Below are 20213 nucleotides of genomic sequence, written 5' to 3'. Positions count from 1 at the left end.
CCTGGCCGTTCGCGCTGCGCGCGCCGGCAGCGCCCGGCTGCGTCGCATAGACGCCGCCGGCCGGGTACGCCTGCGCGACGGGCGCGTCGGGCCGCGTGTAATGCGGCGCCAGCGTGCAGCCCGTGGCAAGGAGCGCGACCGCGATTGCAGTCAAAGCGTGTTTTTGCATCATCACTGTCCCTTGTTGCCTTCGTCGCCGTTGCCCGGCTTCTCTTCGTGGTGCGAGTGCTCCTGAGCCAGGCGCAGCGCCTCGTCGACGTCTTCCTTCTCGCCGCTGAAGATCGCGCGGATCTTCACGAAGAACATCGGGATCATGAAGATCGCGAGGAACGTCGCCGTGATCATCCCGCCGATCACGCCCGTACCGATTGCGTGCTGGCTCGCCGAACCCGCGCCGTTGCTGATCGCGAGCGGCATCACGCCGAGAATGAACGCGAGCGACGTCATCAGGATCGGACGCAGCCGCAGGCGCGCCGCTTCCAGCGCGGCCTCGATCGGGCCCATCTTCTCCGTCATCTGCAGTTCGCGCGCGAACTCGACGATCAGGATCGCGTTCTTCGCGGACAAGCCCACGGTGGTCAACAGGCCGACCTGGAAGAACACGTCGTTCTCGAGGCCGCGCATCGTCGCCGCGAGCAGTGCGCCGATCACGCCGAGCGGCACCACCATGATCACCGAGAACGGGATCGACCAGCTTTCATACAGCGCCGCCAGACACAGGAACACGACGAGGATCGAGATCGCATAGAGGATCGGCGCCTGCGAACCGGACTGGATTTCCTGGAACGACAGGCCCGTCCACGAATAGCCGATACCGACCGGCAGCTTCTTCGCGAGCCCTTCCATCGCCGTCATCGCCTGACCGGTCGACTTGCCCGGCGCGGCCTGACCCTGGATTTCCATCGCCGACACGCCGTTGTAGCGCTCGAGCTTCGGCGAACCGTACGTCCAGTGACCGGTCGCGAACGCGCTGAACGGCACCATCCCGCCCGAGCCGTTGCGCACGTACCAGATGTTCATGTCCTCCGGCGTCATCCGGAACGGTGCGTCGGCCTGCACGTACACCTTCTTGATCCGGCCGTCGGTGTCGAGGAAGTTGTTCACGTACTTCGACGCCCACGCGATCGAGAACGTCTGGTCGATCGCATCCGCCGTCACGCCGAGCGCATTCGCCTTCTCGCGGTCGATGTCGACCTTGTACTGCGGCGTGTCGTTCAGGCCGTTCGGGCGCACGCCCTGCAGCGTCGGATCCTTCGCGGCCATCCCGAGCAGCTGGTTACGCGCGGCCATCAGCGCGTCGTGGCCGAGACCGGCGTTGTCCGTCAGCTCGAAGTCGAAGCCCGCGGCCGTACCGAGTTCGGGAATCGACGGCGGGTTGAACGGGATCACGACGGCGTCCTTGTAGCCCGCGTAGCGACCGAACATCCGCCCGATCAGCGCCTGGACCTTCTGGTTCGCATGCTGACGCTGCGAATAGTCCTTCAGCTTCACGAACACGAGACCGGAGTTCTGGCCGCGGCCCGCGAAGCTGAAGCCGTTGACCGTGAACGCCGATTCGACGATCTCCTTCTCGTCCTTCAGCAGGTAGTCGGAGATGTTCGCGAGCGTCTTCGCGGTCGTTTCCTGCGTCGAGCCCGACGGCGTCTGCACGATCACGAACATCAGGCCCTGGTCTTCATCCGGCAGGAACGACTTCGGCAGGCGCACGAACAGCAGCCCGACCGCGACGATCACGACCAGATAGATGATGAGCCAGCGGCCCGAGCGCTTGATCACGTGGTGCACGCCGACGTGGTACTTGTCGCGGCTGTTGTTGAACGTGCGGTTGAACCAGCCGAAGAAGCCCTTCTTCTCTTCGTGATGGCCTTGCGGGATCGGCTTGAGGATCGTCGCGCACAGTGCGGGCGTCAGAATCAACGCGACCAGCACCGACAGCACCATCGCCGACACGATCGTCAGCGAGAACTGACGATAGATCGCGCCGACCGAACCGCCGGAGAACGCGACCGGCACGAACACCGCCGACAGCACGAGCGCCACGCCGACGAGTGCGCCGGTGATCTGGCCCATCGCCTTGCGCGTCGCCTCCTTCGGCGACAGGCCCTCTTCCGCCATCACGCGCTCGACGTTCTCGACCACCACGATCGCATCGTCGACCAGCAGGCCGATTGCGAGCACGAGGCCGAACATCGACAACGTGTTGATCGAGAAGCCCACGAGCGACATGATCGCGAACGTGCCGAGCAGCACCACCGGCACCGCGATCGTCGGGATGATCGTCGCCCGCAGGTTCTGCAGGAACAGATACATCACGAGGAACACGAGCACGATACCTTCGAGCAGCGTCTTGACCACTTCCTCGATCGACAGCTTCACGAACGGCGTCGTGTCGTACGGATACTTCACGACGAGGCCGTGCGGGAAGAACGGTGCGAGCTCGTCGATCTTCGCGCGCACGGCCTTCGCGGTCGCGAGCGCGTTCGCGTTGGTCGCGAGCTGGATACCGAGTGCCGCGGTCGGCTGACCGTTGTACTTCGTGTCGAAGTTGTAGTTTTCGCCGCCGAGGCCGATCTGCGCGACGTCCTTCAGGCGAACCTGCGAGCCGTCCTGGTTGACCTTCAGCAGGATGTTGCCGAACTGCTCGGGCGTCTGCAGCAGCGTCGATTCGGTGATCGTCGCCTGCAGCACGGTGCCGGGCGTGGCCGGCGTGCCGCCGATCTGGCCGCCCGCGATCTGCACGTTCTGCGCGGTGATCGCCGAGCTCACGTCGACCGGCGTGAGGCCGTAGTTCGTCAGGCGGGTCGGGTCGAGCCAGATCCGCATCGCGTACTGCGAGCCGAACAGCGTGACGGTACCGACGCCGTTCAGCCGGCTGATCGGATCCTTCACGTGCGACGCCACGAAGTTCGCGAGGTCGTACTTGTTCATGCTGCCGTCTTCGGAGTTGAAGGCGAGCACCAGCAGGAAGCTGCTGCTCGACTTCGTCACCGACAGACCGAGCTGCTGCACGACCTGCGGCAGAACCGGCGTCGCGAGCGACAGCTTGTTCTGCACCTGGACCTGCGCGATGTCGGCGTTGGTGCCCGGCGCGAACGTCAGCGTGATCGTCGCGTTGCCCGAGTCGTCACTGGTCGACGACATGTACAGGAAGTTGTCGAGACCGCTCATCTGCTGCTCGATCACCTGCGTCACCGTGTCTTCCACCGTCTTCGCGGAAGCTCCCGGGTAGTTCGCGGTGATCTGGATCGATGGCGGCGCGATCGTCGGATACTGCGCGATCGGCAGCGTGAAGATCGCCGCGACCCCGGCCAGCATCAGGATGATGGCGATCACCCACGCGAAGATCGGGCGATCGATAAAAAACTTTGCCATGAAACAGGCTCCCTGTTATTGCGCGCTCGAAGCAGCGGCGGCACTCGCCGGCGCGGCACCCGATGCAGCGGCACCGGACGCGGCGGCGGCGCCGGAACCGGCGGCAGCCGGTGCGGCGGTGGCAGCGGCGGCACCCGATGCGGCACCGGGCGCCGGTGCGAGTTGTGCCTCCACCGACTTCACGGTCGCGCCCGGACGCACCTTCTCGCCGCCCTGCACGATCACGTGGTCGCCCGCCTGCAGACCGCCTTCGACGATCCAGTCCTGACCGCGCATGCCCGCCGTCTTCAGCGGACGCGGCTCGACCTTGTTGTTCGCGTTCACCACCATCGCGATCGCCTGGCCCTTCTGGTCATGCGTGACGCCGATCTGCGGCACGAGGAACGCGTTCTCGTTCACGCCTTCCTCGATCCGCGCGCGCACGAACATCCCCGGCAGCAGCACGCGGCCCGGGTTCGGGAAGACCGCGCGGATCGTCACCGAGCCGGTTGCCTGGTCGACCGTCACGTCGGAGAACTGCAGCTTGCCGGCTTCCGAGTAGGTCTTGCCGTCCTCGAGGATCAGCGACACCTTCGCCGCGCCCGGGCCGCTCGTCTTCAGGCGGCCGCTCTGCACGTCCTGGCGCAGCTTCAGCCCCTCGAGGCTCGATTGGGTGAGGTCCACGTACACGGGGTCGAGCTGCTGCACCGTCGACATCAGCGTCGCCTGGCTCGCCTGCACGTAGGCGCCCGGCGTCACTTGCGAAATGCCGACGCGGCCGGTGATCGGCGAGACCACGTCCGTGTAGCCGAGGTTGATCTGCGCGGTGTCGACCGCCGCCTTGCCGGCCGCGACGTCCGCCGCGGCCTGCCCCTGGGCGGCCACCGCGTTGTCGTAGTCCTGCTTGCTGACCGCGTTCGCGGCCACGAGCACCTTGTAGCGCGCGACGAGCGCGTTCTGCGTGGCGAGGTTCGCCTGCGCCTTCGCGAGCGTCGCCTTCGCGCTGTTCAATGCCGCGATGTACGGCGCCGGATCGATCTTGTACAGACGCTGGCCAGCCTTGACGTCGGTGCCTTCGGTGAATTCACGGCGCAGCACGATGCCGTCGACCCGTGCGCGGACCTGCGCGACCAGGAATGCGCTGGTGCGCCCCGGCAGCTCGCTGAAGACCGGAACGGCTTGCGGCTGGACGGTGACGACGCCGACTTCCGGCGTTTGCGGCGGAGGTGCCGATTCTTTTTTTCCGCATGCAGCCAGGAAAACCGCGGCTGCCGCGACAGTGATCAAGCGGTATGGAACCCGTTCGACGCGCATGGAGCGACCTCTGTGTGTAACCAATGGAATAAGTGCAGCACCCGACGGGAGCGCAACACGGATGCGCCTCGCGGCGCAGATCGAACACCTGAATTACTGGACTGCTGGATACAGCAAGTCGGCACGAGACCTCCATGCCGACGAGATGCCGCGAACTGCGGACTGGTACTTTGGCGGGAATCAGCAGAGTGGGATATTAACTGATTGCCACTTTGGTCATTCGATCGTAGGGTGGTATTGTATATACATTCACGAATGTATGTAAAAAGCCCGCCCGCCCATCGCCGACCGCCAAGTCTTACGAATTATTTCCAGTCGCAAGCATAGCCCGTCCGCACGGCGACGACGAGGGTTACGGACCCTATATTCATCCACGACAGATTCATTCAGGCCTGCACATGGTCAGACGCACCAAGGAGGAGGCGCTCGAGACGCGCAACCGCATTCTCGACGCCGCCGAGCACGTGTTCTTCGAGAAGGGCGTGTCGCACACGTCGCTCGCGGACATCGCCCAGCACGCCGGCGTGACGCGCGGCGCGATCTACTGGCATTTCGCGAACAAGAGCGAGCTGTTCGACGCGATGTTCGATCGCGTGTTCCTGCCGATCGACGAGCTCAAGCGGATGCCGCTCGACGCGCCCGGCGGCAATCCGCTGGAGAAGATCCGCAAGATCGTGATCTGGTGCCTGCTCGGCGTGCAGCGCGACTCGCAGTTGCGGCGCGTGTTCAGCATCCTGTTCATGAAGTGCGAGTACGTCGCGGACATGGAGCCGCTGCTGCAGCGCAATCGCGCGGGGATGAGCGAGGCGCTGCATGCGATCGATGCCGATCTCGCGGGTGCCGTGCGGCTCAAGCTGCTGCCCGAGCGGCTCGACACATGGCGCGCGACGCTGATGCTGCACACGCTCGTCAGCGGTTTCGTGCGCGACATGCTGATGCTGCCCGACGAGATCGACGCCGAGCAGCACGCGGAACAGCTCGTCGACGGCTGCTTCGACATGATGCGCTACAGCCCGGCGATGCTGAAGACGGGCGACTGACCAACGGCCGCTGCGCCGGTGCACACCGCGCGCCGGGCCATCGCCGGCCGGCCGATGAGGCCACGCGCGGACGGCAGCGCCGCGCTTGCCCCGACGCACCCGGTTCCGCTGTTACCCCGGTTCTTTCAGGCCGCCTTCGCGCGTTGCGCGCGGGCTCGCCGGTTCGACGCGGCCACCGAGTCGCGCGCCGGCATCGCCGCGCCGCCGAGTCCGGCGATCCACGCATCGGTCGACATCACGGCCGCGAAATTCGACTGAAACACCACCGTGTACGCGCGGTGAATCTCTTCGGCACTCACAGCACCCGCTTCGTTCGCGTACGGCAACGCGCCGGTCGCGTCCGCCAGATACTCGACGGCGAGCCCCGCATGCGCCGCGTGATAGACGGTCGACGCGTTGCAGTTGTGCGTCATGTAGCCGGCGACCGTGAGCGTGTCGATGCCGTGCGCGTCGAGCCATGCGGCGAGATCGGTGCCGGCGAACGAACTGGCCTGCGCCTTCACGATCAGGTGCGCATACGGCCGGTCGGCGACGACCGGATGCAGTGCGACACCGTCCGTGCCCGGCGCAAAGATCGGCGCACCGGCCGGCGCGACGTGCTGGACGACGATCACGGGCACGCCGGCCGCATGCGCGGCATCGATCGCGCGGCCGATGTTCGCCAGCGACACGTCGACGGGCGGATATTCGATCGGCAGGTTGCCCGTCACATATTCGTTCTGGACATCGATCACGATCAGCGCACGGCGGGAAGCGGAAGGCAATTTGGCATTCGACATGGCAGGCTCCGGTTTCGGTAGCGCCACCCCGCTCCGGAACGGGGCGGCCAGCAGCGCGATGCGATGCATTGTCGGATCTCGCCGCGCCGACAGACAGTGGCCCGATAGCCATTCTTCGATAAAATCGGGCCATCGCCATTCGGGAGCCTGCCATGCGCGCCGCTGCGTCGTCCGTTGCCGCTGCCCCGACCGTCGTCGCCGTGATCGCGTACGACGGCATCAGTCCGTTTCACCTGTCGGTGCCGTCCGTCGTGTTCGGCAAGGAACGCGATGTGGCCGCGATGCCGGTGTTCGAGTTTCGCGTGTGCTCGGCCGAGCGCGGCCCGCTGTCGACGACGGGCGGCTTCACGATCACCACGCCCTACGGGCTCGATGCGCTCGACGACGCGGACATCGTCATCGTGCCGTCATGGCGCGATCCCGACGAAGCACCGCCCGACGTGCTGGTCGATGCCGTACGCGCGGCCGCCGCGCGCGGCGCGCAGGTCGTCGGCCTGTGCCTCGGCGCGTACGTGCTCGCGGCGGCCGGGTTGCTCGACGGGCGCCCGGCCACGACGCACTGGGCGTGGGCCGACGACTTCGCGCAGCGCTTTCCCCGCGTGAAGCTCGATCCCGACGTGCTGTACGTCGACGACGGCAACCTGATGACGTCGGCCGGCACGGCTGCCGGGCTCGACTGCTGCCTGCACGTCGTGCGGCGGCGCTTTGGCTCGGACGCCGCGAACCAGATCGCGCGCCGTCTCGTGATCCCGCCGCACCGCCAGGGCGGACAGGCGCAATACGTACCGCAGCCGGTTGCCGCGCATCCGCGCGACGAGCGGCTCGCCGGCCTGCTCGACTGGGTACGCGCGCATCTGGACATCGCACACAGCGTGGATTCGCTCGCCCAGCGCGTGCTGATGAGCCGGCGCACGTTCACGCGCCACTTCCGCCAGGCGACCGGCACGACCGTCACCGCGTGGCTGCAGGCCGAGCGGCTCGCGCGCGCGCAGCATCTGCTGGAAACCACCGGGCATTCGATCGACGCGATCGCGCAGGCGGCCGGCTACGGCTCGAGCGTGTCGCTGCGCCAGCATTTCGCGGGAGCGCTCGGCACGTCGCCATCGGCGTATCGGAGGGAATTTCGCGACGCCGGGGCCGACGCGCGAGGCTGATGGCCGTCGCGTCGCCGGCGCGCGGCCGGGTGACGCCCGGGCACGCCGGCGGGCCGCTCAGGCGCCGTTGATCCAGCGCGCCGCGTACAGCAGCAGCGCGACGAACACGACGATCGCCGCCCACGCCCAGACGGGCAGCGGCCCGGATTCGCGATGATGCACGGCGCTCGCGACGCGGCCGCTCAACGCACCGCCGAGGTGCGGCGGCAGCGGGCGCTTCGCCGCGGCCAGCAGCGACGCGGGCCGCAGAAACACATGCTGGCGACGGTGCGGGCTCGAACGCGCGCGATTCGGCACGAGACCGTGCTTCGCCTGCACGACCGCGCAGAATTCGCGGAAGAAATCGTCGGTCCACTCGTGCAGCGCGTTCTCGATCTGCCGTGCCGGCAGTTCGGCAAGCGGCCCGCTCGCGGTCGCCCACACCACGTATTCGATGCGCGTCGCGGCCGCGTCGTCATCGTCCGCCCGCAGCACCAGCTCGACCTGCCCGCGCAGCGCGCCGAGGCCGTCGGCCCGCGCCTTGAAGTTCAGCAGGCGGCGCGGCTGGCCTTCCGCGTCGCCCTGCTCGCTCGCCGAATGCGCACGCACGTCGTAGCGCGCACGCAGCGGCCCGAGCGGCACCGTGATGGTCAGCGCGAATTCGCCGTGCGGGTGCTCCACGAACGATTCGCAATGGTCGAAGCTCGCCCGCAGCAAGGCGAGGTCCTCGAATGCCTCCCGCACGACGGCCGGCGCGAGCGGCACGCGTAACGCGTCGTTCAGTTCCATGATGCCTCCCCGATGAACGCGCGCCGCATCAGGACGTCTCGACGAGACTGTCGACCCGCGCGACGTCGAAGGCGACGTAGTGCGCGAGCGCGAACGCCGTCTCCCCCGGTTCCTCGTAACTCCATGCGGCGTTCTCGATCACGCCGTCTTCGGTCTGCAGGTTGAAATACACGGCACGGCCCCTCAGCGGGCAAACCGACGTGACGCTCGACTTCACGAGCCGGTGCATGTTGACGTCGCCGCGCGGCAGGTAATGGATGTCCGGCAGGCCCGTCTCCCGCACGGTCAGCGCACCGTGCGAATCGGCATACGTGATGCCGCGATGGATCACGCGCACGCGATGGCGGTTCGGCACGATTTCGAGGCGAGGGTCGGCAGCGTCGGACATCGTTTCTCCTCCGGTCGGCGGCCCCGGCGGGCAGGCCGGGCGCAGGAAACGAAAAAGCCACGGCACAGGTGCCGTGGCTCTCATTATGGGCGAAACCGCATCCGATTGCGCGGCCTCGCCGCGCCCGCGCGATGCGCTACTGCGCACTCCACTGGAACGCGGCCTTCGCGCCGCCCTTCGTACCGACCGTGACCGCGCGCGATTCGTCGCTTCCCTGGTACGACGCATGCACTGTGTAGCGCCCGGGCGGCAGCTTCACGAGCATGTACGGGCCGCGCGCGTCAGTCGCCAGCAGCTCGGTGCCCTTGCCATCGACGATCCGCACATGGACGTCGGCCAGATATTCGCCGCCCTTGCCGGTGAAACGCAGCGCGAGCGGCCACGCCGCTTCGTTGCGCTCGAATGCCGTCGATTGATCCTTGCCGATGCCGCCCGACACGTAGCTGACATCGCCCTGCTGGCTCGCCGCCGGCAAGCCGTCCGATTGTGCGTACGCGCCGGGCGCGGCGACGGCGAAGCCGGCGGCCAGCGCCGCGGCGACGGCAAATCGGGACACGTTGCGTAGATATTGCATGGCTCCCTCCTTTCGGGTCGGAACACAGCACCGCGGGCGGACCGCCGGCGGCGCCCGCTCAGGCCGGCGCAGCCGGCCCGCAGCGACCACCGGTCAGCTCAGGTCGACCGGCACGAAGATCTGTGCATTATCGCGCTGGATCAGCAGAGCAAGACTGTTGCCTGCCCCCTTGACCGCGTCGCGCAGCTGCTCCGGGCTCGTGACCGGGCGACCGTTCACCGCGAGGATCACGTCGCCGGGCTGGATGCCCGCGCTGGCTGCCGGGCCGCCCGCCTGCTGCACGATCAGCCCGTGCGACAGGTTGGTCGCGCTGCGCTCCTGCGGCGTCAGCGGACGCACTGCGACACCCAGGCGCCCTTGCTCGACGGGGCCGCCGTCGTTCGATGCCAGCTTCGCGTCGGTCATCGCGCCGAGCGTCACGGTGACCGACTTCTTCGCCTTGTCGCGCCACACCTGCAGATCGGCCTTCGAGCCCGGCTTGAGGTTCGCGATCTGCGCGGGCAGCGACGTGGAGTCGGCAACCGGCGAACCGTTGACCGAGAGGATCACGTCGCCCGGCTGCAAGCCCGCTTTCGCGGCCGGGCCGTTCGGGTCGACCGAACTGACGAGCGCGCCGTCCGGCTTCTGCAGGCCGAACGAGCTGGCGAGCGTCTGGTTCAGCCCCTGCACGGCGACGCCGAGGCGGCCGCGGCTCACGTGGCCCGTCTTCACGAGCTCGTCCTTGACCTTGATCGCCTCGTTGATCGGAATCGCGAACGACAGCCCCTGGAAGCCGCCCGTCTGCGAGTAGATCATCGAGTTGATGCCGATCACCTCGCCCTGCAGGTTGAACAGCGGGCCGCCCGAGTTGCCGGGATTGACCGGCACGTCGGTCTGGATGAACGGCGTGTAGTTTTCGTCGGGCAGCGCGCGCGATTTCGCGCTGATGATGCCGGACGTGACCGTGTTGTCGAAGCCGTACGGCGAACCGATCGCGACGACCCACTGCCCGACCTTGCTCTGCGCCGGGTCGCCGATCTTCACGGTCGGCAGGCCGCTCGCGTCGATCTTCAGCACCGCGACGTCGGACTGCTTGTCGGAGCCGACGACCTTCGCCTTGTACTCGCGCTTGTCGGTCAGCTTGACCGTGACGACGTTCGCGCCGTCGATCACGTGCGCGTTGGTGAGGATGTACCCGTCCGCGCTGACGATGAATCCCGAACCGAGGCTCGCGCTCGGCTGGTCGTCCGGCTGGGTGTCGCCGCCCATGCCCGGCACCTGGCCGTAGAAGTGCTTGAAGAACTGGTAGAACGGATCGCTCGGATCCATCGGCAGCTGCGGCTGCGGCACGCGCCGCGACACCTGCTTCACGACGTGCTTCGCGCTGATGTTCACGACCGCCGGGCCATAGGTTTCGACCAGCCCGGAGAAATCGGGAATGCCGGTCTTCGCCGCGGCTTCGGCCGGCATCAGCGCCGCGGCCTGCGCGGGCGTGATGATCTGCGGATCGGCACGGCGGGTGCCCGCGACGTAGCCGGCGGACAGCGCGGCCGCCACGGCGACCGCGACGGCGCCGCGCGCAAGGAATCGGGTGTTCATCGTAGGACCTCCTCGTTGTTAGGACGCAGCGTATCGACCCTGACTTAAAGGAGGCTTAATCAACCTTAAACGAGGCTTAGGCCGTCGCCCGCGCCGTTCGTCATACCGATTCGGACGCCTCCGGCACGGGCGCCGGCGTCTCGGCGTCGCGGAACACGACGCTCACGAGCAGGCCGCCCGCGGCCGCGTCGCCGAGCGTTACCGTCGCTCCCTGCTGCGCCGCGACGCGCTTGACGATCGCCAGCCCGAGCCCGCTGCCCGACACGTCGGCGCGCGCGCGCGCGGAGCTGTCGCGATAGAAGCGGTCGAACACGCGCTCGCGCTCGTCGGCCGGGATGCCGGGGCCGCTGTCGCCGATCTGCACGCAGATGCGGCCGGCCGCGTCGCGCGTCAGCGACACGTCGATGCGGCCGCCGTCCGGCGTGTACTTCACCGCGTTGTCGAGCAGGTTGCCGAACATCACGCGCAGCGCGCCGACGTCCGCGACGACGGTCGCCGCGTGGCTGTCCTCGAAGCCGAGATCGATGCTGTGCCGTTGCGCGAGCGGTGCATACGCGGCCACGCATTCGACCAGCAGCGCCTGCAGGTCGACCGGCTCGCGCATCGTCGCGCCGTCCGGTTCGGCGCGCGCCAGCGCGAGCAACTGCTCGGCGAGGCGCGTCGCGCGCGTGACGCCGTCCTGCAGATCGGCGAGCGCCTCGCGGCGCGACGTGTCGTCCTTCGCGCGCGCGACGAGCTGCGCCTGGATCTGCACGGCCGCGAGCGGCGTGCGCAGCTCGTGCGCGGCATCGGCGACGAAGGCCTTCTGCGTATCGAGCGCCGCCGACAGCCGCGCGAGCAGCCCGTTCAGCGCGCGCACGAGCGGCTGCACCTCGAGCGGCAGGCGCGCATCGGGCAACGGATCGAGCGCTTCGGGCCGGCGCGCCTCGACCGCGTGCGTCACGCGGCCAAGCGGCGCGAGCCCGCGCCCGACGATCATCCACACCGCCGCGCCGAGGAACGGCAGCAGCACGATCAACGGCCACAGCGTGCGCAGCGCCACGTTCGCCGCGAGCCGGTTGCGCACCGACAGCGGCTGCGCGAGCTGCACGACGTTGTCGCCGACGATCGCGCCGTACACGCGCCATTCGCCGCGATCGGTGCGCTCGGTCGAGAAGCCGAGCTCCGCGCGCGGCGCGATCGGCGCGCGCGGATGCGAGAAGTACATCAGCACGCCGTTGCGGTTCCAGATCTGGATCACGATGCCTTCGTCGCCGTTGGTGCGCGAACCGAACACCTGCGAGAACGGCTCGGACGGCAGCGCCGCCGCGATTTCCTGCAGCTGGTAGTCGAACAGCTCGTTCGCCTCGGCGAGCGCCTGCCGGTAGATGAGCCAGCCCGCGGCGCCCACGCCCGCGACGACGATCGCGAGCAGCCAGATCAGCAATTGATGACGAATCGACCTCACGCGTCAGCTTTCCTTGACGACCATGTAGCCGAGCCCGCGCACGTTGCGGATCAGATCCGAGCCGAGCTTCTTGCGCAGCGCGTGGATGTAGACCTCGACCGTGTTGCTGCCGATCTCCTCGCCCCAGCCGTACATCTTTTCCTCGAGCTGGCTCTTCGACAGCACCGCGCCGGGCCGCGCGAGCAGCGCCTCGAGCAGCGCGAACTCGCGCGCGGACAGCGCGACGGGCGCGCCGTCGAGCGTCACCTGGTGCGAAGCAGGGTCGAGCGTCAGCGCGCCGTGACGGATCAGCGACTCGCTGCGCCCTGCCTGGCGGCGAATCAGCGCGCGCATCCGCGCACCCAGTTCGTCGAGGTCGAACGGCTTGACGAGGTAGTCGTCGGCGCCCGCGTCGAGGCCCTTCACGCGATCGGCGACCGCATCGCGCGCGGTGACGATCAGCACCGGCAGCGACAGCCCGCGCGCGCGCAGCGTGCGCAGCACGTCGATGCCGTCGCGCTTGGGCAGGCCGAGGTCGAGCAGCAGCAGGTCGTACGTCTCGCCGCCGAGCGCCGTGAGCGCGGCGTCGCCGTCCTGTACCCAGTCGACCGCGAAGCCGTCGGCGCGCAACGCCTTGCGTACGCCCTCGGCAATCATGCGATCGTCTTCAACAAGCAGAATCCGCATCGGAGCTGGAACCCATCGGGCGAGTCAAACATGGCGATCATTGTAGCGCCGCGAATCGCGTGCGCCCGGTGCAATGCAATAGAAAGGCGGATTCAACGGACATGTCCGCACTTGTCTCTACAATGTGCGCTCCGGCGCCGCGCGCGCCCCGCCCGAATTCCGTGCTTTTCCCGTATTCGCCCATGCCGATTTCCGATCTTTCCACCCGGTTCGCCCCCCGCGCCCGCCCGCTCCTGCGCGCGGCCGCCGTCGTCGCCACCTGCACGGCCCTTGCGTTCGCACCGTCCGCGCAGGCCCGCAAGAAGTCCCACAAGGAAGCGCGCAAGACCGCCGTCGTGTCGCCCGCCGCGCGGGCGGCCGGCCTGCCGGCGTCGGTGCTCGTCGCGCTGCAGCGCGCGAAGGTGCCGGCATCGGCGATGAGCGTCGTCGTCGAGCGCGTCGGCGACCCCGAGCCGCTGATCGCATGGAATGCGAACCGGCCGATGATGCCGGCGTCGACGATGAAGCTCGTCACGACCTTCTCGGGCCTGTCGATCCTCGGCCCCGACTACCGCTGGCGCACCACCGCGTATGCGGACGGCCCGGTCGATCCGGACGGCACGCTGCAGGGCAACCTGTACATCAAGGGCACCGGCGATCCGAAGCTCGTGCCGGAGGAACTGATCGACCTCGTCGACAAGCTGCGCAAGGCGGGCATCAAGCGCGTGGCCGGCGGCCTCGTGCTCGACAAGAGCTATTTCGCCGCGTCGACGCGCGACCTGCCGTCGTTCGACGACGACGCGAGCGCGCCGTACAACGTCGGCCCCGATCCGCTGCTGTACGCGTTCAAGGCCGTGTCGTTCACGGTCACGCCGGGCGACGACGGCAAGGTCGCCGTCGACGTGCTGCCGCCGCTCGCGAACCTGTCGATCGACAATCAGCTGTACGAAGGCACGGGGTCGTGCGGCGCGGCCGCCGCGGCCGCGCGTCCGACGCTGTCGGCCGGCGGCGGGATCATGACCGCGTCGTTCGTCGGCGACTACCCGCTGCGCTGCGGCGCGCGCACGACCAACCTGGCGATCCTCGATCACACGACGTTCTTCGCGCGCGGCTTCCTTGCGCTGTGGCAGCAGGACGGCGGCACGATCGCGGGCCCCGTCAGCGAAGGCAAGGTGCCGACCTCCGCGCGCCCGCTCGCCGTCCATCACAGCCCCGTGCTCGGCAGCATCGTCTACGACATCAACAAGTTCAGCAACAACGTGATGGCGCGCAACCTGTTCCTGACGATCGGCGCGGTTGCCGGCAAGCCGCCCGCGACACCCGAACAGTCGAGCCGCGCGATTCGCGCGTTCCTGCAGAAGAGCGGGATCGCGATGCCCGACCTCGAGCTCGAGAACGGCTCGGGCCTGTCGCGCGACGAGCGCGTGAGCGCGCAGTCGCTCGCCGCGCTGCTGCAGGCCGCGAACGCAAGCCCGGTCGCGCAGGCGTTCATCGATTCGCTGCCGATCGCCGGCATCGACGGCACGATGAAGAACCGCCTGACCAACGCCGGCGTGCTCGGCAACGCGCACATCAAGACCGGCACGCTGCGCGACGTGCGCGCGATCGCGGGCTACGTCGCCGGTGCCGACGGCCAGAGCTACATCGTCGTCAGTTTCATCAATGACGATCACGCGGAAGCCGCGCGCGCCGCGCACGACACGCTGCTCGAATGGATCTACGCGGGCGCGCACTGACGCCGCACGCGGCGCGCCAGCGCCCCGCCACCGGCCTGCGTCGATCGCGCCACGGCAGCATCCGCCGGGCCGCGCACGGCACCGGAATCTCGCCGGCACGGTTTGAAACGGCATCGGCCGCCCGCCAACGTTCCATCGCCCGCCGGCGCCGACCATAAAACGGGGCCGCACCGCGCGGCCCCGTTGCGCATGACTTCCGTAGAACCCTGTCCTCAGAGGGAACCCTCTACGCTGCCCCCTCGCCTAGCGCGTGGCGATTGCGTAGGCTGTTGGCCTGACCGATATCTACAACGGGCCGTACGCCCGGCCTCACGGCTTGCAGGGGAAAGGAGGAGACACGCCCATGCGATTCGACGTCGAATTGCTTCTGCTCGCGCTGGCACCCGTCTTCCTGCTCTGCATCGCGTGGGAAGCCTGGCACCTCGCCCGCACGCGCGCGCAGGACCATGTTTATGCGTGGCGCGACACGCTGTGCAACGCGGTGCTCGCCCTGATGCACCAGGGCGCCGACAAGCTCGCGTGGCTGTTCGTGATCCCCGTTTATGCGTACTGCTACGCACATTTCCGGCTGTTCACGTGGCACGACGGCTGGCTGTCGTTCGCCGTGCTGTTCGTCGGCCAGGACTTCCTCTACTACGTGTTCCATCGCGCGAGCCATCGCGTGCGCTGGCTGTGGGCCGCGCACGTCGTGCATCACTCGTCCGAGCGGATGAACTTCTCGACCGCGTTCCGGCAGAGCCTCATGTATCCCGTCGCGGGCATGTGGGCGTTCTGGCTGCCGCTCGCGTTCCTCGGTTTTCCGCCGCAGCAGATCGTCGGCATCGTGCTGATCAACCTCGCGTTCCAGTTCTTCGTGCACACGCAGGCGATCGGCAAGCTCGGCTGGCTCGAATACGTGCTCAACACGCCGTCGATCCATCGCGCGCACCATGCGCGCAACCCGCGCTACATCGACCGCAATTACGCAGGCGTGCTCGTGATCTGGGACCGCCTGTTCGGCAGCTACGTCGAGGAGTCGCCCGACGATCCGCCGCAATACGGAATCGTCGAGCCGCTGGGCTCGAACAACCCGCTCGTCGCGACCTTTCACGAGTGGGTGTCGATGGCGGCCGACGCGTTGCGCGTCCAAGGATGGCGCAACAAGCTGCGCGCGATTTTCGGCCCGCCCGAATGGGCGAGCGCTTATCATGCGCAGATCGCCGAGGCCGCGAATCACGATCCGCGCACCGCGCCGCTTGCGGCCGTTCGCGACCAATAACCGTTTCAGCCAACGGCCGCCGCGCAGCCCGGATCCGAGCCGGCGCGCGGCAGATGAGAAACACATCGGGCCATATCTACGAGGAGATCGAACGATGCAGTCACAACGACAAATCCCGACGCGCCACCGTCAACGCCTGTTGCGTACCGCGCAGGTGGCGATCGCGGGCGCCGCGCTCGCGCTGCTCGCCGCGTGCGGCGGCGGCGACGACAACAACAGCAGCAGCGCGTCGAACACGCCGCCGTCCGGCGTGAAGATGCAGATCGTGTCGTTCGGCGACAGCCTGTCGGACGTCGGCACCTACTCGCAGATCAAGCTTGGTTTCGGCGGCGGCCGCTTCACGACCAACCCGGGCCAGGTGTGGACGCAGGACGTCGCGCAGTACTACGGCGACACGCTGCAACCCGCGAACCAGGGCGGCTTCGGCATTCCGCTGCAGGCCACGGGCGGCCTCGGCTACGCGCAGGGCGGCTCGCGCGTGACGCTGCAACCGGGCATCGGCCACGCGGACGCCAGCGTCGCGAACTCGGACTATGCACAGGCGACGACGACGCCGATCGCCGATCAGGTCAAGCAGTACCTGTCGCAGCACGGCAGCTTCAACGCCGGTCAGATCGTGCTGATCAACGGTGGCGCGAACGACATCTTCTATCAGGCGCAGGTCGCGCAGGCGCAAGGCAACACGCCGGCCGCGCAACTCGCGGCCGCGCAGGCGATCGGCCTCGCCGCCCAGCAGCTCGGCGGCATCGTCCAGCAGATCGTCGCGGCCGGTGCAACGCACGTGTTCGTCGCGACCGTGCCGGACATCGGCGGCACGCCGCTCGCGCTGCAAGGCGGCACGCAGGCCGCGTTCACGCAACTGTCGGGCCTCTTCAACAAGACGCTGGTCGGCACGCTGGCCGCACTGAAGGTCGACACGACGAAATACGCAGTGGTCGACGCGTTTACGTGGCAGGACGGCATCGCGGCCAACTACCAGGCGAACGGCTTCAGCGTGTCGAATACCGATACGGCGTGCAACCTGAAGGCGATGGTCCAGGCCGCCACGCAGTACGGCGTCGCGAACGCGACCGCGTTCGGCTCGTCGCTGTTTTGCTCGCCGCAGACCTACACGACCGCCAACGCGGACCAGACGTACATGTTCGCCGATACGGTCCACCCGACCACGCGCCTGCACGCGCTGTTCGCGCAATACGTCGAGCAGCAGATCGCGAAGTCCGGCGTCGGCAAGTAAGCCGCCGGCCACGCGCACAAACGAAAACGCCTGACCGGTTCGCGCCGGTCAGGCGTTTTTTTTGCTGGTTCTTCGCTGGCTCGCCGGATCCGAGCGGCTGCGTCAGTCGCGCGCTTCGAACGCCGCCGCCGCGCGGCCGAGACGATCGTTGACCGCGATCCACTCGACGGTCTCGGGCAGTTTCTCGACGAGGATGCGTGCGACCTGCGCACGATCGAGCGCGCGCAGCATGCCGTACAGGTCGCGCGCATACGCCTGCGGATCTTCCGGTGCCGCGACGAAATGCACGCCGTCGGCCTGGGCCCAGCGTCCCGCGCGCGAGGCGCGTGCGACAAGCGCGACACGTTCGCCGTCCGTCTGCGCGGCCGCGAGCAGCGGCTCGAGCGAGTCGAACGGCAGCAACGCGAGCGGCGTGCGCGGCGCGTAATGCGCCTTCAGCGTACCGGACGCGCGCGGCGCGGTCGCATCGCTGCCGTCCGGCAGGCGCGGCGCGCGGCCGAGCACGTCGGCGATCTGCTGCGGCGTCACGTGGCCCGGGCGCAGCAGCGCCGGGAAACCGCGCGACAGGTCGAGAATCGTCGATTCGATGCCGACCTCGGACGGGCCGCCGTCGAGCACGTGCACGGTGTCGCCGAATTCGTCGCGCACGTGCTGTGCGGTGGTCGGGCTCACGTGCCCGAAGCGGTTCGCGGACGGCGCGGCGACGCCGCCATGGCCGCCCCGCCGCGCGCTGAACGCGGCCAGCAGCGCCTGCGCGACCGGATGCGACGGACAGCGCAGGCCGACCGAATCCTGGCCGCCGCTCACGGCGTCCGGTATGCGTGCATGGCGCTTCAGGATCAGCGTCAGCGGGCCCGGCCAGAATGCATCGATCAGCGCCTGCGCATCGGCGGGCAGTTCTTCGGCCCAGTAAGCGGGATCGCCGGCGGGCGGCAGATGCACGATCACCGGATGGTTCGCCGGGCGCCCCTTCGCCGCGTAGATGCGCGCGACGGCCTCGGGATTCGCCGCATCGCCGCCGAGCCCGTAGACGGTTTCGGTCGGGAACGCGACGAGTTGGCCGGCGTCGAGCAGCGCGGCGGCCGCGTCGATCTGCGCGGGCGTCACCGACTTCGGGAGATCGATGGACATCGGCTGGCGCCTCAGTCGAGCGGCACGCGCAGAAGTTGCGCGCACGCGTTGGCGGCGGCGACGGCTTCGTCGCGCGTCGGCGCCGTGAAGTTGACGTGGCCCATCTTGCGGCCGACGCGCGCCTCTTCCTTGCCGTACAGGTGCAGGTGCGCGGCCGGCATCGCGGCGACCGTGTCCCACGGCGGCGTGACGGCCTCGGCCGCCCCGTTGGGGAACCACACGTCGCCGAGGATGTTCAGCATCGCGGCCGGCGAATGCTGGCGCGGGTTGCCGAGCGGCATGCGCGTCATCGTGCGCACCTGCTGCTCGAACTGGCTCGTGGCGCACGCATCGACCGTGTAATGGCCGGAATTGTGCGGGCGCGGCGCCATCTCGTTCGCGACGAACGAGCCGTCCTCCAGCACGAAGAATTCGACGCACAGCACGCCGACGTAGCCGAGCGTGTCGGCGATCCGCACGGCTGCCTGCTGCGCCTCCTCGACGCGCGCGGCGTCGGCGGCCGGCGCCGGCACGACGGTCAGCGCGAGGATGCCGTTGTGATGCACGTTCTGCGCGAGCGGAAATGCGGCCGAGCGGCCGTCCGCGCCGCGCGCGATCAATGCGGACACTTCGTATTTCAGCGGCAGGCGCTTCTCGAGCACGCACGGCACGCCGCCGAGCGATGCATGCGCGTCGCGCGCTTCCCGCGCGGTGCTCACGCGCACCTGGCCCTTGCCGTCGTAACCGAGGCGCGCCGTCTTCAGGATGCCCGGCAGCACCGCGTCGAGCGCGGCGTCGTCGAGCGCGGCGAGCGCCTGCGCCGATTCGATCACGACGTGCGGTGCGACCGGCACGCCCGACGCCTCGATGAAACGCTTCTCCGCGATCCGGTCCTGCGCGACCGCGACGCAGCGGCCGGCCGGCGCGACGAACGTCGTGCGCGCGAGGAAATCGAGGCTCGCGGCCGGCACGTTCTCGAATTCCGTCGACACGGCATCGCACAACCCGGCCAGTTCGGCGAGCGCGGCTTCGTCGTCGTAGGCCGCGCGCAGGTGACGGTCGGCGACCGCGCCGGCGGGGCTCGTCGGATCGGGATCGAGCACGGCGACGCGATAGCCCATCGACTGGGCGGCAAAGCAGAACATGCGGCCGAGCTGGCCACCGCCGACCATGCCCAGCCACGCGCCGGGCAGGATCGGGGAAACGGAATCAGGAGTTGCGGTCATGTCAGTGGTCGGTCGCGACGGGCAATGCCCGCCGCAGTGGGGAAAATCGGGCGGCCGCCGAATCGCCGTGCGGCCGCCGGTGCACCGTCATTCGAGCGGCGGCAGCACCATCGCGTGCGCGGCTTCGTTCTGGCGCACGCGGAACGCGGCGAGGCGGTTCGCGTAGTCGACCGACGTGCCGGACAGGATCGACACCGCGAACAGCGCGGCATTCGCGGCGCCGGCCTCGCCGATCGCGAACGTCGCGACCGGCACGCCCTTCGGCATCTGCACGATCGAGTGCAGCGAATCGACGCCCTTCAGGTACTTGCTCGCGACCGGCACGCCGAGCACCGGTACCGTGGTTTTCGCGGCGAGCATGCCGGGCAGGTGCGCGGCGCCGCCCGCGCCCGCGATGATCGCGCGCAGCCCGCGCTCGCGCGCCTTCTCCGCATAGTCGAACATCTCGTCGGGCATCCGGTGCGCGGACACGACCTTCGCTTCGTACGGCACGCCGAATTCCTGCAGGATCGCGACCGCGTTCTTCATCACGTCCCAGTCGGAACTCGAACCCATCAGCACGCCGACGAGCGGCGCGCTGTGCGTGTGGGCAGTCTGGACTTCACTCATTT

The 20213-nt window shown here is 68.5% G+C and carries 17 protein-coding genes and 1 pseudogene; 5 read left to right on the top strand and 13 right to left on the bottom strand.

Features of this window, described 5'->3' with window-relative positions:
- The 3 genes and pseudogenes from HW466_RS22410 to HW466_RS22400 all read right to left on the bottom strand — a co-directional run.
- Positions 1–172 (bottom strand): annotated as a pseudogene (locus HW466_RS22410) (multidrug transporter); the annotation flags it as partial.
- Positions 172–3372: an efflux RND transporter permease BpeB gene (gene bpeB, locus HW466_RS22405; RefSeq protein ID WP_060346351.1), complete on the bottom strand. Its 3201-nt coding sequence runs from the start codon at positions 3370–3372 to the stop codon at positions 172–174. The gene bpeB and the pseudogene HW466_RS22410, both read right to left, overlap by 1 nt.
- A gap of 15 nt (positions 3373–3387) precedes the next feature.
- Positions 3388–4665 carry an efflux RND transporter periplasmic adaptor subunit gene (locus HW466_RS22400; RefSeq protein ID WP_059506783.1) on the bottom strand — a complete coding sequence of 426 codons (1278 nt, stop codon included), beginning with the start codon at positions 4663–4665 and terminating at the stop codon, positions 3388–3390.
- A gap of 398 nt (positions 4666–5063) precedes the next feature.
- On the opposite strand from HW466_RS22400, the gene HW466_RS22395 reads away from it, so the two are divergent.
- Entirely contained in the window at positions 5064–5705 is a 642-nt protein-coding gene (locus HW466_RS22395) for a TetR family transcriptional regulator (RefSeq protein ID WP_059447760.1), read from the top strand.
- Between the two features lie 125 nt (positions 5706–5830).
- Here HW466_RS22395 and HW466_RS22390 read toward each other — a convergent pair whose 3' ends face one another.
- Positions 5831–6484 carry a cysteine hydrolase family protein gene (locus tag HW466_RS22390; RefSeq protein WP_151007170.1) on the bottom strand — a complete coding sequence of 218 codons (654 nt, stop codon included), beginning with the start codon at positions 6482–6484 and terminating at the stop codon, positions 5831–5833.
- 152 nt (positions 6485–6636) lie between these two features.
- Between HW466_RS22390 and HW466_RS22385 the strand changes: the two genes are divergently transcribed.
- The gene (locus HW466_RS22385; RefSeq protein WP_174905688.1) at positions 6637–7638 is read left to right on the top strand and encodes a helix-turn-helix domain-containing protein; all 1002 of its coding nucleotides are present in this window, start codon (positions 6637–6639) and stop codon (positions 7636–7638) included.
- 57 nt (positions 7639–7695) lie between these two features.
- Here the strand turns inward: HW466_RS22385 and HW466_RS22380 are convergent, their stop codons facing one another.
- The 6 genes from HW466_RS22380 to HW466_RS22355 all read right to left on the bottom strand — a co-directional run bounded on the left by HW466_RS22380 (position 7696) and on the right by HW466_RS22355 (position 13059).
- Positions 7696–8406 (bottom strand): SRPBCC family protein, encoded by a 711-nt coding sequence (locus HW466_RS22380; protein ID WP_059447763.1) that lies wholly within the window; start codon positions 8404–8406, stop codon positions 7696–7698.
- Positions 8407–8434: 28 nt separating this feature from the next.
- Entirely contained in the window at positions 8435–8794 is a 360-nt protein-coding gene (locus tag HW466_RS22375; protein WP_151006518.1) for a DUF427 domain-containing protein, read from the bottom strand.
- A gap of 136 nt (positions 8795–8930) precedes the next feature.
- Positions 8931–9368 carry a carboxypeptidase-like regulatory domain-containing protein gene (locus tag HW466_RS22370; protein WP_059506786.1) on the bottom strand — a complete coding sequence of 146 codons (438 nt, stop codon included), beginning with the start codon at positions 9366–9368 and terminating at the stop codon, positions 8931–8933.
- A gap of 93 nt (positions 9369–9461) precedes the next feature.
- Positions 9462–10946: a DegQ family serine endoprotease gene (locus HW466_RS22365; protein ID WP_151006517.1), complete on the bottom strand. Its 1485-nt coding sequence runs from the start codon at positions 10944–10946 to the stop codon at positions 9462–9464.
- 100 nt (positions 10947–11046) lie between these two features.
- On the bottom strand, positions 11047–12393 hold the full coding sequence (locus HW466_RS22360) for an ATP-binding protein (RefSeq protein WP_059447767.1): 1347 nt from the start codon (positions 12391–12393) through the stop codon (positions 11047–11049).
- Positions 12394–12396: 3 nt separating this feature from the next.
- On the bottom strand, positions 12397–13059 hold the full coding sequence (locus HW466_RS22355; RefSeq protein WP_040141750.1) for a response regulator: 663 nt from the start codon (positions 13057–13059) through the stop codon (positions 12397–12399).
- A 182-nt stretch (positions 13060–13241) separates the two neighbouring features.
- Between HW466_RS22355 and dacB the strand changes: the two genes are divergently transcribed.
- From dacB to HW466_RS22340, 3 genes are all read left to right on the top strand, one after another.
- Positions 13242–14774: a D-alanyl-D-alanine carboxypeptidase/D-alanyl-D-alanine endopeptidase gene (gene dacB / locus HW466_RS22350; RefSeq protein WP_174905689.1), complete on the top strand. Its 1533-nt coding sequence runs from the start codon at positions 13242–13244 to the stop codon at positions 14772–14774.
- 343 nt (positions 14775–15117) lie between these two features.
- Positions 15118–16032, top strand: a complete 915-nt coding sequence (locus HW466_RS22345; protein WP_059447769.1) for a sterol desaturase family protein — start codon at positions 15118–15120, stop codon at positions 16030–16032.
- A 94-nt stretch (positions 16033–16126) separates the two neighbouring features.
- Complete coding sequence (locus tag HW466_RS22340) at positions 16127–17266, top strand: SGNH/GDSL hydrolase family protein (protein WP_059545410.1); 1140 nt, start codon at positions 16127–16129, stop codon at positions 17264–17266.
- A 102-nt stretch (positions 17267–17368) separates the two neighbouring features.
- Here the strand turns inward: HW466_RS22340 and HW466_RS22335 are convergent, their stop codons facing one another.
- From HW466_RS22335 to purE, 3 genes are all read right to left on the bottom strand, one after another.
- Positions 17369–18397 carry an L-threonylcarbamoyladenylate synthase gene (locus HW466_RS22335; RefSeq protein WP_174905690.1) on the bottom strand — a complete coding sequence of 343 codons (1029 nt, stop codon included), beginning with the start codon at positions 18395–18397 and terminating at the stop codon, positions 17369–17371.
- Between the two features lie 11 nt (positions 18398–18408).
- On the bottom strand, positions 18409–19602 hold the full coding sequence (locus HW466_RS22330; RefSeq protein WP_059447772.1) for a 5-(carboxyamino)imidazole ribonucleotide synthase: 1194 nt from the start codon (positions 19600–19602) through the stop codon (positions 18409–18411).
- Between the two features lie 87 nt (positions 19603–19689).
- Complete coding sequence (gene purE / locus HW466_RS22325) at positions 19690–20211, bottom strand: 5-(carboxyamino)imidazole ribonucleotide mutase (RefSeq protein ID WP_059447773.1); 522 nt, start codon at positions 20209–20211, stop codon at positions 19690–19692.
- Positions 20212–20213: the final 2 nt, after the last annotated feature.

The sequence above is a fragment of the Burkholderia territorii genome (genome assembly GCF_902833055.1).
Taxonomy (GTDB): Bacteria; Pseudomonadota; Gammaproteobacteria; order Burkholderiales; family Burkholderiaceae; genus Burkholderia; species Burkholderia territorii.
The sequence above is the reverse complement of the archived record's forward strand: the minus strand, read 5'-3'. Positions and strand labels throughout refer to the sequence as shown.

What these genes read in the sequence shown, in the direction of transcription:
- HW466_RS22400 (WP_059506783.1), bottom strand. Translation starts at nt 4,665, where the DNA reads ATGCGCGTCGAACGGGTTCCATACCGCTTGATCACTGTCGCGGCAGCC.
- HW466_RS22370 (WP_059506786.1), bottom strand. Translation starts at nt 9,368, where the DNA reads ATGCAATATCTACGCAACGTGTCCCGATTTGCCGTCGCCGCGGCGCTG.
- HW466_RS22390 (WP_151007170.1), bottom strand. Translation starts at nt 6,484, where the DNA reads ATGTCGAATGCCAAATTGCCTTCCGCTTCCCGCCGTGCGCTGATCGTG.
- HW466_RS22340 (WP_059545410.1), top strand. Translation starts at nt 16,127, where the DNA reads ATGCAGTCACAACGACAAATCCCGACGCGCCACCGTCAACGCCTGTTG.
- HW466_RS22365 (WP_151006517.1), bottom strand. Translation starts at nt 10,946, where the DNA reads ATGAACACCCGATTCCTTGCGCGCGGCGCCGTCGCGGTCGCCGTGGCG.
- HW466_RS22355 (WP_040141750.1), bottom strand. Translation starts at nt 13,059, where the DNA reads ATGCGGATTCTGCTTGTTGAAGACGATCGCATGATTGCCGAGGGCGTA.
- dacB (WP_174905689.1), top strand. Translation starts at nt 13,242, where the DNA reads ATGCCGATTTCCGATCTTTCCACCCGGTTCGCCCCCCGCGCCCGCCCG.
- HW466_RS22345 (WP_059447769.1), top strand. Translation starts at nt 15,118, where the DNA reads ATGCGATTCGACGTCGAATTGCTTCTGCTCGCGCTGGCACCCGTCTTC.
- purE (WP_059447773.1), bottom strand. Translation starts at nt 20,211, where the DNA reads ATGAGTGAAGTCCAGACTGCCCACACGCACAGCGCGCCGCTCGTCGGC.
- bpeB (WP_060346351.1), bottom strand. Translation starts at nt 3,372, where the DNA reads ATGGCAAAGTTTTTTATCGATCGCCCGATCTTCGCGTGGGTGATCGCC.
- HW466_RS22335 (WP_174905690.1), bottom strand. Translation starts at nt 18,397, where the DNA reads ATGTCCATCGATCTCCCGAAGTCGGTGACGCCCGCGCAGATCGACGCG.
- HW466_RS22375 (WP_151006518.1), bottom strand. Translation starts at nt 8,794, where the DNA reads ATGTCCGACGCTGCCGACCCTCGCCTCGAAATCGTGCCGAACCGCCAT.
- HW466_RS22330 (WP_059447772.1), bottom strand. Translation starts at nt 19,602, where the DNA reads ATGACCGCAACTCCTGATTCCGTTTCCCCGATCCTGCCCGGCGCGTGG.
- HW466_RS22380 (WP_059447763.1), bottom strand. Translation starts at nt 8,406, where the DNA reads ATGGAACTGAACGACGCGTTACGCGTGCCGCTCGCGCCGGCCGTCGTG.
- HW466_RS22385 (WP_174905688.1), top strand. Translation starts at nt 6,637, where the DNA reads ATGCGCGCCGCTGCGTCGTCCGTTGCCGCTGCCCCGACCGTCGTCGCC.
- HW466_RS22395 (WP_059447760.1), top strand. Translation starts at nt 5,064, where the DNA reads ATGGTCAGACGCACCAAGGAGGAGGCGCTCGAGACGCGCAACCGCATT.